Origin of the sequence: Streptococcus suis (genome assembly GCF_002964045.1) — a bacterium.
In the GTDB taxonomy this organism is placed as follows: domain Bacteria; phylum Bacillota; class Bacilli; order Lactobacillales; family Streptococcaceae; genus Streptococcus; species Streptococcus suis_U.
On sequence record NZ_POPB01000389.1, the window covers coordinates 1 to 206 of the forward strand.

General features: G+C 44.7%; 1 protein-coding gene. It reads left to right on the forward strand.

Going from position 1 to position 206, the window contains the following annotated elements; translation table 11 throughout:
* Positions 1-206, forward strand: a 206-nt coding sequence (locus C1E99_RS14705) for a hypothetical protein (RefSeq protein ID WP_161951184.1), incomplete at both ends; no start/stop codon positions are given.

Sequence of the window (206 nt, forward strand, 5' to 3'; positions counted from 1 at the left end):
ACAGTTGGGGGTTACATCGCAAAAGAAGCAACCAACAACGGTACTAAGGTAGAACTTGATTCAACTGTTGCCAATGTCGCTGCGACAGAAACGACAGGAAACATCACAGAAGTCGTTACTTATGTGAAACTTGGTTCATGGATTCCACAACCACCAACAGGTACAGTGGAAGTTCCACCAACGGTTTACCCTAATGATCCAACACA